The organism is Xylophilus sp. ASV27, from assembly GCF_016428875.1.
Taxonomy (GTDB): Bacteria; Pseudomonadota; Gammaproteobacteria; order Burkholderiales; family Burkholderiaceae_C; genus Xylophilus.
The window spans coordinates 110,211-119,633 of sequence record NZ_JAELTO010000002.1; the positions used below are offsets into that span (position 1 = coordinate 110,211).

Consider the following 9,423-nt stretch of genomic DNA (forward strand, 5'->3'; position numbering starts at 1 on the left):
TTGCAGCGCCGGTGACGTCAGCCGGCCAGTTGCGTCCAGGTGTCGATCACGCTGTCGGGGTTGAGCGAGATCGAGGCGATGCCTTCGTCGGCCAGCCACTGCGCGAAGTCCGGGTGGTCGCTGGGGCCCTGGCCGCAGATGCCGACGTACTTGCCCTGTGCCTTGCAGGCGGCGATGGCGCGGCTCAGCAGCGCCTTGACGGCCGGGTCGCGCTCGTCGAAATCGGCGGCCAGCAGTTCGAGGCCGGAGTCGCGGTCCAGCCCCAGCGTGAGCTGGGTCAGGTCGTTGGAGCCGATCGAGAAGCCGTCGAAGTAGTCGAGGAACTGTTCGGCCAGGATGGCGTTGCTCGGCACCTCGCACATCATGATGACCTTGAGATCGTTCTCGCCGCGCTTCAGGCCATGCTCGGCCAGCAGTTGCGTGACGCGGTCGGCCTGGCCCAGCGTGCGCACGAAGGGCACCATCACCTGCACGTTGGTCAGGCCCATGTCGTTGCGCACGCGGCGCATGGCCTCGCATTCCATGGCGAAGGCCTCGCGGAATTCGGCGCTCACGTAGCGCGCGGCGCCGCGGAAGCCCAGCATCGGGTTCTCTTCCTCCGGCTCGTAGCGGCTGCCGCCGATCAGCTTGCGGTATTCGTTGCTCTTGAAGTCCGACAGCCGCACGATCACCGGCTTGGGCCAGAAGGCCGCGGCGATGGTGGCCACGCCTTCGGCCACCTTGTCGACGTAGAAGGCCTTGGGACTGGCATGGCCGCGCGCCACCGACTCGACCGCCTTCTTCAGATCGGCGTCGACGCTCGGGTAGTCGAGGATGGCCTTGGGGTGCACGCCGATGTTGTTGTTGATGATGAATTCGAGCCGCGCCAGGCCCACGCCTTCGTTGGGCAACTGGCAGAAGTCGAAGGCGAGCTGCGGGTTGCCCACGTTCATCATGATCTTGGTCTTGATCGGCGGCATCTCGCCGCGCACGACTTCGGTCACCTCGGTCTCGATCAGGCCGTCGTAGACCAGGCCGGTGTCGCCCTCGGCGCAGCTCACCGTCACCAGGGTGCCGTCCTTGAGCAGCTCGGTGGCGTCGCCGCAGCCGACCACGGCCGGAATGCCCAGCTCGCGCGCGATGATGGCCGCGTGGCAGGTGCGCCCGCCGCGGTTGGTGACGATGGCGCTGGCGCGCTTCATCACCGGTTCCCAGTTCGGGTCGGTCATGTCGGTGACCAGCACGTCGCCGGCCTGCACCTTGTCCATCTCGGCGATGCTGTGCACCAGCCGCACCGGGCCGGTGCCGATCTTCTGCCCGATGGCGCGGCCCTCGGCCAGCACGGTGCCGGTGCCCTTCAGCTTGTAGCGCTGCTCGGCCTTGCCGGCCTGCTGGCTCTTCACCGTCTCCGGGCGCGCCTGCAGGATGTAGAGCTGGCCGTCGGTGCCGTCCTTGCCCCATTCGATATCCATCGGACGGCCGTAGTGCTGCTCGATGACCAGCGCGTACTGCGCCAGTTGCTCCACGTCCGCGTCGGTGAGCGAATAGCGGTTGCGCTGCTCGGTCGGCACGTCGATGGTCTTGACCAGCTTGCCGCTGGCGGCCTTTTCCTCGGGCGAGGCGAACACCATCTGGATCAGCTTGCTGCCCAGGCTGCGGCGGATCACGGCCTTCTTGCCGGCCTGGAGCATGGGCTTGTGCACGTAGAACTCGTCCGGGTTCACGGCGCCCTGCACCACGGTTTCGCCCAGGCCGTAGCTGCTGGTGATGAACACCACCTGGTCGAAGCCGCTCTCGGTGTCGATGGTGAACATGACGCCGGCGGCGCCCAGGTCCGAACGCACCATGCGCTGCACGCCGGCCGACAGCGCCACCACGTCGTGGGCGAAGCCCTTGTGCACGCGGTAGCTGATGGCGCGGTCGTTGTAGAGCGAGGCGAACACCTCCTTCATCTTGTGCAGCACGTCGTCGATGCCGACCACGTTGAGGAAGGTCTCCTGCTGGCCGGCGAAGGAGGCGTCGGGCAGGTCTTCGGCCGTGGCCGAGGAGCGCACCGCGAAGCTGGCCTGCGCATTGCCCGCCGACAGCGTGGCGAAGGCTTCGGCGATGGCCTTCTGCAGGTCGGCCGGGAACGGCTGGTTCTCGACCCAGCCGCGGATCTCCGCGCCGGCGGCGGCCAGGGCGCGCACGTCTTCGGTGTCGAGCGACGCCAGGCGCTGGCGGATGCGCTCGGCCAGGCCGTCGTGGGCGAGGAACTGGCGGAAGGCGTGGGCGGTGGTGGCGAAGCCGGTCGGCACCCGCACGCCCTGGGGCAGCTGCGAGATCATTTCGCCGAGGCTGGCGTTCTTGCCGCCGACCACCTCGACGTCGCTCATTCTCAGGTTCTCAAACGGTACGACCAGGGCGGTCGCGTCAAAGCGTGCAGACATGGGAAAGCTCCAGAAGTTGAAACCTGGCATCCGGGCGCGCGTGCACCAGCGGCCGTGCGCAGACGGCGACTTTGGTGTTCTTCTAGGGGGTCGGGGCGGGGCATGGCGCGAATTCGGATAATCGAACGGATTGTAGGCGCGCACCCGCCTTCTGTTTGCCCTCCCCTCCCGCCCCCTCTGGAGCCCCATGCACACGCGCACCGTTTTCTACATTTCCGACGGCACCGGCATCACGGCCGAGGCGTTCGGCAACGCCATCCTGTCGCAGTTCGAGTTCAAGCCGCGCCACGTGCGCCTGCCCTTCATCGACACGGTGGACAAGGCGCACCAGGTGGTGCGGCAGATCAACCACGTCGCCGAGGTGGAAGGCCGCAAGCCGATCGTCTTCACCACGCTGGTGGACATGCAAGTGCTGCACGTGGTGCGCGACGGCTGCAAGGGCATGCTGCTGGACATGTTCGGCACCTTCGTGCAGCCGCTGGAGAAGGAGCTGGGCATCAAGTCCCTGCACCGCGTGGGCCGGTTCAGCGACGTGTCCAAGAGCAAGGCCTACAACGACCGCATCGAGGCGATCAACTACAGCCTGGCCCACGACGACGGCCAGAGCAACCGCGACCTGGAGGCGGCAGACGTGATCCTGGTGGGGGTGAGCCGCAGCGGCAAGACGCCGACCTCGCTCTACCTGGCCATGCAGCACGGCCTGAAGGCGGCCAACTACCCGCTGATCCCGGAGGACTTCGAGCGCCGCCAACTGCCGCCGGCGCTGGTGCCGCACCGCAAGAAGCTGTTCGGCCTGACCATCCAGCCCGAGCGCCTGTCGCAGATCCGCAGCGAGCGCCGGCCCAATTCCAAGTACGCCGACCTGCTCAACTGCCGCCAGGAAGTGGCCGAGGCCGAGGCCATGATGCGCCGCGCCGGCATCCGCTGGCTGTCCACCACCACCAAGTCGATCGAGGAGATCGCCACCACCATCCTGCAGGAAGTGCGCCCCGAGCGGCTGGAATACTGAAATATGGAAGAAAAGCGGCTGTAGCCCAGGCAATACCTGGGCCATCAGCTATCTATTTCATAGCAATCCGCCACTCGGTCCGGCGAGCCCTCATACCGCCGGAGGATCGGTTTCCCGCGCGGGGTGACGGTGTTGGGCCAGCGCCTCGATGAAGGCCTGGGCCGCCGGCTTGCCGGACTTCTCCATGACCAGCAGACCGGCGTCTCCGCCCTGCGTCGGAATGCCGGCGCGCTCCAGCAGCTTGCGCCCGGCGCCGAGCGCGAGCATGGACTTGCAGTGCCGGAACTGGTCGCGCACGAATTCCAGCGCCTGGCCGTTGCCCGCGAGCGCCTCGATCGCATCGGCGCCGTCCGGGATCACGACGCCGTCGAACAGCGCCGAGGGGTGGTTCTCGAAGGAAGCATCGGCATCGAGCGCGGAGCCGTCGTCCGCCGCGAAGCCGCCGACGCGCGGGCCGACCAGCCTGGGCACCGCCCCCTGGGCGATCAGCGCATCGGCCACGAGCCGGACCGCGGCCGCGTCGATCTGCGGCGCCACCAGGATGGCCACCTTGCGCGTGGCGATGCCGCCATCGCCCGGCCGCGCCAGCAGCGAGAGCGCGGGCGAAACCGTGACTTCCGGCGCGCGCGGCTGCTCCAGCGCACGGGGCATGGGCGCGGGCAGTTCCAGCCCCAGCCCCTGCGCGACCTCGCTCGCCAGCTCGTCGGAGACGTTGCGCAGCATGGACAGCGTGCGCAGCCGGATGGCCGGCACCGTCACCTTGCTCAGCTCGAAGCGGAACGCGTTGGCGATGTGCTTCTTCTCGTGCGGGGCCTGGCTTTCATAGAACAGGGTCGCCTGCTGATAGTGCTCGGCGAACTTCTCGGGCTTGCCGCGCACCTCGGGCCCCGCGACCGGCTCCGGAAACGGCACGAAGCCCGCCGCGCCGGCCTGGAACGGACAGCCGCCGGCCAGCGAGTTGGGCTCGTAGGCGACGCGGCCGCGGTGGATGGCCTGGCGGTGCATGCCGTCGCGCTGGTGGTTGTGCACCGGCGCGAGCGGCGCATTGATCGGCAGTTCGTGGAAGTTCGGGCCGCCGAGCCGCGACAGCTGCGTGTCGACGTACGAATGGATGCGCCCGGCCAGCAGCGGGTCATTGGTGAAGTCGATGCCCGGCACCACGTGGGCGACGCAGAACGCGACCTGCTCGGTCTCGGCGAAGAAGTTGTCGGGATTGCGGTCGAGCACCATGCGGCCGATGGGCCTGATCGGCACCAGTTCCTCGGGCACCAGCTTGGTCGCGTCCAGCACATCGAAGCTGAACTGCTCGGCCTGCTCCTCCGTGAAGATCTGCACGCCCAGCTCCCATTCGGGATAGTGGCCGGATTCGATCGCTTCCCACAGATCGCGGCGGTGGTAGTCCGGGTCTGCGCCGGAGATCTTCACGGCCTCCTCCCAGGCATGGGAATGGGTGCCGAGCTTCGGGTTCCAGTGGAACTTGACCAGCTTCGACTCGCCCCGGGCGTTGACGAAGCGGTAGGTGTGCACGCCGAAGCCCTGCATCATGCGGTAGCTGCGCGGAATGCCCCGGTCGGACATCACCCACATCAGCATGTGGGTGGACTCCGGCATCAGCGAGACGAAGTCCCAGAAGGTATCGTGCGCCGAGGCCGCCTGCGGCATGCCGTGGTGCGGCTCGGGCTTGACGGCATGCACGAGGTCGGGGAACTTCATCGCGTCCTGGATGAAGAACACCGGGATGTTGTTGCCCACCAGATCCCAATTGCCCTGCTCGGTGTAGAACTTGACGGCGAAGCCGCGCGCATCGCGCGCCGTGTCCTTGGAGCCGCGTTCGCCCGCCACGGTGGAGAAGCGCACGAACACCGGCGTGCGCTTGCCGGCCTCGGCAAAGAGCGAGGCGCAGGTGAGTTCGGACGCCGATTCGTAGCACTCGAAATAGCCATGCGCCGCCGAACCGCGCGCATGCACGATGCGCTCCGGAATGCGCTCATGGTCGAAGTGCGTGATCTTCTCGCGCAGGATGAAGTCCTTGAGCAGCGCCGGCCCGCGCAGGCCGGCCTTGAGCGAACTCTGGTTGTCGGCAATCGGCACGCCCTGGTTGGTGGTGAGCATCTGCCCGCTCGAATCGGCCCGCACGCGCGACAGTTCACCGCCCGCAGCGTTTACGCCGGCACCCGCCCGGTCGACCGTCTTCTGCGAGTGGTTGCCCTCCGACAGCGTGCTGGCGCCGGCCGAGGCGTGCGCGGGCTTCACCGTCGCGCCCGTGACCGGGCAGGCCGAGACTTCGCCATATTCGGCGGCCTTGGTCGCGTTGTACGGCATGGCCGCCACCGCCTCGCCCACGGCGCGCGCCTGCTGGAGCGCGGGCTGCCGCGCGCCGGCGCGCGGCGGCGAGTTCGGCGCGCTGTCGGTATTCATGTAAGCGCAATCCAGCGAAGCCTGGGCTGGGGCGGACGAAGGGCTTTTCTTGGGTGGGGCCATGTCAATCTCTAGAGTGGGTTGGGGAAGGATGGGCCGCGCCGGCCATGCCAGCGCAATGGTGGGGGCCCCCGCGTGGCGGCGCGGCAGGAAGAAGATTCCATCGGCTGTGGGAATCCGCCGACTTTGCGCTGCGAACCCCGCGCGCAATGCGACGACAACTGTATATAATTACAGCCAAATGGCAACAGGAACTCTACGCAAGCTGCAGATCCTGGCCGATGCAGCCAAGTACGACGCCTCCTGCGCGTCGAGCGGCGGCGAGCGCCGCAATTCACGCGACGGGCGGGGCATCGGCTCCAGCGGCGGCAGCGGCATCTGCCACAGCTACGCGCCCGACGGGCGCTGCATCTCGCTGCTCAAGATCCTGCTGACCAACTGGTGCGTGTACGACTGCCTCTACTGCGTCAACCGCGAATCGAGCAACGTCGAGCGGGCGAGGTTCACGGTGGACGAGGTGGTGCAGCTGACGCTGGATTTCTACAAGCGCAACGTCATCGAGGGCCTGTTCCTCAGCTCCGGCATCATCCAGTCGCCCGACTACACGATGGAGCAGCTCATCGAGGTGGCCCGGCGCCTGCGCGAGGACCACCACTTCCGCGGCTACATCCACCTCAAGACCATCCCGGACGCGAGCCCCGACCTGGTGGCCCGCGCCGGGCTGCATGCCGATCGCCTGAGCATCAACGTCGAGCTGCCGACGCAGCAGGCGCTGCAGCGGCTGGCGCCGGAGAAGGACGCGCAGGCGATCCAGCGGTCCATGGGCCGCATCCGCCTGCAACTCGACGAAGCGAAGGAACAGGCGTCGCTCGCGCGGCGCATACGCGCCCTGCCCGGCGCCCCCGCTGCCGCGCCCCGGCCGCCGCGCTTCGCCCCGGCCGGGCAGAGCACCCAGATGATCGTCGGCGCCGATGCCTCGGACGACCGCGCCATCCTGCGCACCAGCGTCGCGCTCTACCAGCGCCACAAGCTGCGCCGCGTGTACTACAGCGCCTTCAGCCCGATCCCGCATGCCAGCGCCGCGCTGCCCAGCCTGGGCGCGCCGCTGATGCGCGAGCACCGGCTCTACCAGGCCGACTGGCTCATGCGCTTCTACGGATTCGCCGAACAGGAACTCGTCACCGAAGCCGGCATGCTGTCGCTGCAGGTCGATCCCAAGATGGCATGGGCGCTGGCCCACCCGGACTGGTTTCCGGTGGACCTCAATCGCGCGCCGCGGGAGGTGCTGCTGCGCGTGCCGGGCCTGGGCGTGCAATCGGTGCGGCGCATCCTGCAGGCCCGACGCCTGCGGCAGATCGCCAAGGCCGACGTGCAGCGCCTGGGCGGCCCCGGCGATCGGGTGCTGGCCTTCGTGCAGTTGCCCGACCACCGCCCCCCCGCCGATGCGGTCAGCCGCCTGCTGCGCCAGGCAGCGCCGGCCAAGTCGCGCCGCCGCCGCGCCGGCGATGGCTCGCCGCAAGGCGATCTCTTCGCGCCGGCGGACCTGGCGCCCGTGGCGCGGTGAGCGGCCATGCCCACGCTGCGCCTGGCGCGCCCCGACGACGTCGACGGCTTCCTGCGCGGACTGCGGCAGGCGCTGGCGCTGCGCCTGGACCCGGCCGACGTGGCCTGGGACGACGGCTCGCAACCCCAGGCCAGCCTGCTGGCCGATGAGGCCGACGCAGCGCCGCCGCCCGCCGCGCCGGACGGCCCGCCCCTGCTGCTGCCCCGCAGCTTTCTGGCACTGGCGCGCTGCGCCCTGCTGCACGACGACCCTGGCCGCCACCGGCTGGTACACGCCCTGGCCGCTGCCATCCTGCGCGACCGGCGCCATTGGGCCGATGCGCTGGACCCTTCGCGCCTGCGGCTGGAGCGCATGGCCAGGGAAGTGCGGCGCGAGATCCACAAGATGCACGCCTTCGTCCGCTTCAGGGTGGTGGCCGACGCCGCGGGAGAATGCCGCGTGGCCTGGTTCGAGCCCGCGCACCACGTCGTGCGGGCGGCGGCGCCCTTCTTCGTCGACCGCTTCGCGGCCATGCGCTGGGCCCTGCTGACGCCGCGCGGATGCGTGCACTGGGACCTGCGCGCCCTGGCCTTCGGGCCGCCCGCTTCAAAGGCCGACGCGCCGGCCGCCGACGACGGCGAGGCGCTCTGGCTGGCGTACTACCGCAGCATCTTCAACCCGGCGCGCGTCAAGCTGGCGATGATGCAGCGCGAGATGCCCGTGCGCTTCTGGAAGAACCTGCCGGAGGCGGCCCAGGTCACCGCCATGCTGCAGCAGGCCGATGCGCGCGCGTTCCGGATGCAGGCATCCACCGACGGCCCGCGCCGGCACAGGCCCGGCAAGGGCATGCGGCCGGAGCGCGGATGAATGCGGCCCACGCCCCTCTGCCGTCTACCCGAACAGGTACTGCACCGCCCCATCCGCGCCCTGCACCCGCTGGCAGGGCGTGTCCCAGACCTGCGCGATCAGCGCCGGCTGCAGCACCTGGGCCACCGGCCCGTGGGTACAGCCCGCCGGCCCGCCCAGCACCAGCGCGTCGTCGGCATAGCGCAGCGCCAGGTTCAGGTCGTGCAGCACCGCCACCACGCCCACTCCCTGCTGCCGCGCCCAATCGCGCGCCAGGCGCATGGCCTGGTGCTGGTGCGACAGGTCGAGCGCGGCGGTGGGCTCGTCCAGCAGCAGCCAGCGCGCCGCGCCGCCGGCCGGCGGCGACCAGACCTGCGCCAGTGCGCGCGCCAGTTGCACCCGGGCCTTCTCGCCGCCCGAGAGCGTATGCATGCCGCGCCGCGCCAGGTGCGCGACGCCGGTCGCGGCCATGGCCTGCGCGACGATGGCGGCCTCGTCGCGCTCCGGCTGGCGCCGGTGTGGGAAGCGTCCCAGCTCCACCACCGCCTGGGCGGTGAACTCGAAGGCGACTGCGCTCTCCTGCGCCATCACCGCGCGGCGCAGGGCCAGCGCCGCGGCGCTCTGGCGGTGCACCGGCTCTGCGTCCAGCAGTACCTGGCCCGCCATCGGCGCGCGCTCGCCGGCCAGCAAGGACAGCAGGGTCGACTTGCCCGCGCCATTGGGGCCGAGGATGGCGCTCACCCGCCCCGCCTGCAGCCGCGCGCTGACGGTGGCCAGCACGCGGCGGCCGTCGGCCGATACCGCCGCCGCGTCGCATACCAGCGTCATGCGCTGCCCCGGAAGCGGCGCAGCATGGCCAGGAACATCGGCGCGCCGATGCAGGCGGTGAGCACGCCCAGCGGCAGCTCGGCCGGCTGCACCGCGGTGCGCGCCACCGCGTCGGCCGCCAGCACCAGCGCCGCCCCGAGCAGCGCCGCGCCGGGCAGCACCACGCGGTGGTCCGGGCCGGCCGCCAGGCGCACCCCTGTCTCTTATACACATCTCCGAGCCCACGAGACCGTACAGGAAATCTCGTATGCCGTCTTCGGCTGGAAAAGGGGGGGGGGGGGGGGGGGGGGGGGGGGGGGGGGGGGGGGGGGGGGGGGGGGGGGGGGGGGGGGGGGGGGGGGGGGGGGGGGGGGGGGGGGGGGGGGGGGGGG

Annotated in this window: 7 protein-coding genes and 1 pseudogene; 4 read left to right on the forward strand and 4 right to left on the reverse strand. The window is 70.1% G+C overall.

Annotated features, from left to right (window positions below; translation table 11 throughout):
* Positions 1–17: 17 nt before the first annotated feature.
* Entirely contained in the window at positions 18–2,408 is a 2,391-nt protein-coding gene (gene ppsA, locus JHD63_RS01125) for a phosphoenolpyruvate synthase (RefSeq protein ID WP_198968814.1), read from the reverse strand.
* A gap of 187 nt (positions 2,409–2,595) precedes the next feature.
* Between ppsA and ppsR the strand changes: the two genes are divergently transcribed.
* A complete protein-coding gene (ppsR, locus tag JHD63_RS01130; RefSeq protein WP_198968815.1) occupies positions 2,596–3,417 on the forward strand; it encodes a posphoenolpyruvate synthetase regulatory kinase/phosphorylase PpsR in 822 nt (273 codons plus the stop codon).
* A 90-nt stretch (positions 3,418–3,507) separates the two neighbouring features.
* On the opposite strand, the gene JHD63_RS01135 is transcribed toward ppsR, so the two are convergent.
* Positions 3,508–5,835: a catalase gene (locus tag JHD63_RS01135; RefSeq protein WP_233167474.1), complete on the reverse strand. Its 2,328-nt coding sequence runs from the start codon at positions 5,833–5,835 to the stop codon at positions 3,508–3,510.
* A gap of 241 nt (positions 5,836–6,076) precedes the next feature.
* Between JHD63_RS01135 and JHD63_RS01140 the strand changes: the two genes are divergently transcribed.
* Positions 6,077–7,399: a putative DNA modification/repair radical SAM protein gene (locus JHD63_RS01140; RefSeq protein ID WP_198968817.1), complete on the forward strand. Its 1,323-nt coding sequence runs from the start codon at positions 6,077–6,079 to the stop codon at positions 7,397–7,399.
* Positions 7,400–7,405: 6 nt separating this feature from the next.
* On the forward strand, positions 7,406–8,245 hold the full coding sequence (locus JHD63_RS01145) for a TIGR03915 family putative DNA repair protein (protein WP_198968818.1): 840 nt from the start codon (positions 7,406–7,408) through the stop codon (positions 8,243–8,245).
* 24 nt (positions 8,246–8,269) lie between these two features.
* Here JHD63_RS01145 and JHD63_RS01150 read toward each other — a convergent pair whose 3' ends face one another.
* Both JHD63_RS01150 and JHD63_RS01155 read right to left on the reverse strand, forming a co-directional pair.
* The gene (locus tag JHD63_RS01150) at positions 8,270–9,052 is read right to left on the reverse strand and encodes a heme ABC transporter ATP-binding protein (RefSeq protein ID WP_198968819.1); all 783 of its coding nucleotides are present in this window, start codon (positions 9,050–9,052) and stop codon (positions 8,270–8,272) included.
* Positions 9,049–9,246, reverse strand: a pseudogene (locus JHD63_RS01155) (iron chelate uptake ABC transporter family permease subunit); the annotation flags it as partial. The pseudogene JHD63_RS01155 and the gene JHD63_RS01150, both read right to left, overlap by 4 nt.
* Here JHD63_RS01155 and JHD63_RS01160 point away from each other — a divergent pair.
* Positions 9,220–9,423 (forward strand): hypothetical protein (locus JHD63_RS01160; protein WP_198968820.1); only part of this gene is annotated, 204 nt, incomplete at its 3' end. The pseudogene JHD63_RS01155 and the gene JHD63_RS01160 sit on opposite strands and share 27 nt — an antisense overlap.

Excerpts from the sequence above, each read along its gene's own strand:
- ppsA (WP_198968814.1), bottom strand. The coding sequence starts at position 2,408 with ATGTCTGCACGCTTTGACGCGACCGCCCTGGTCGTACCGTTTGAGAAC.
- ppsR (WP_198968815.1), top strand. The coding sequence starts at position 2,596 with ATGCACACGCGCACCGTTTTCTACATTTCCGACGGCACCGGCATCACG.
- JHD63_RS01135 (WP_233167474.1), bottom strand. The coding sequence starts at position 5,835 with ATGAATACCGACAGCGCGCCGAACTCGCCGCCGCGCGCCGGCGCGCGG.
- JHD63_RS01140 (WP_198968817.1), top strand. The coding sequence starts at position 6,077 with ATGGCAACAGGAACTCTACGCAAGCTGCAGATCCTGGCCGATGCAGCC.
- JHD63_RS01145 (WP_198968818.1), top strand. The coding sequence starts at position 7,406 with ATGCCCACGCTGCGCCTGGCGCGCCCCGACGACGTCGACGGCTTCCTG.
- JHD63_RS01150 (WP_198968819.1), bottom strand. The coding sequence starts at position 9,052 with ATGACGCTGGTATGCGACGCGGCGGCGGTATCGGCCGACGGCCGCCGC.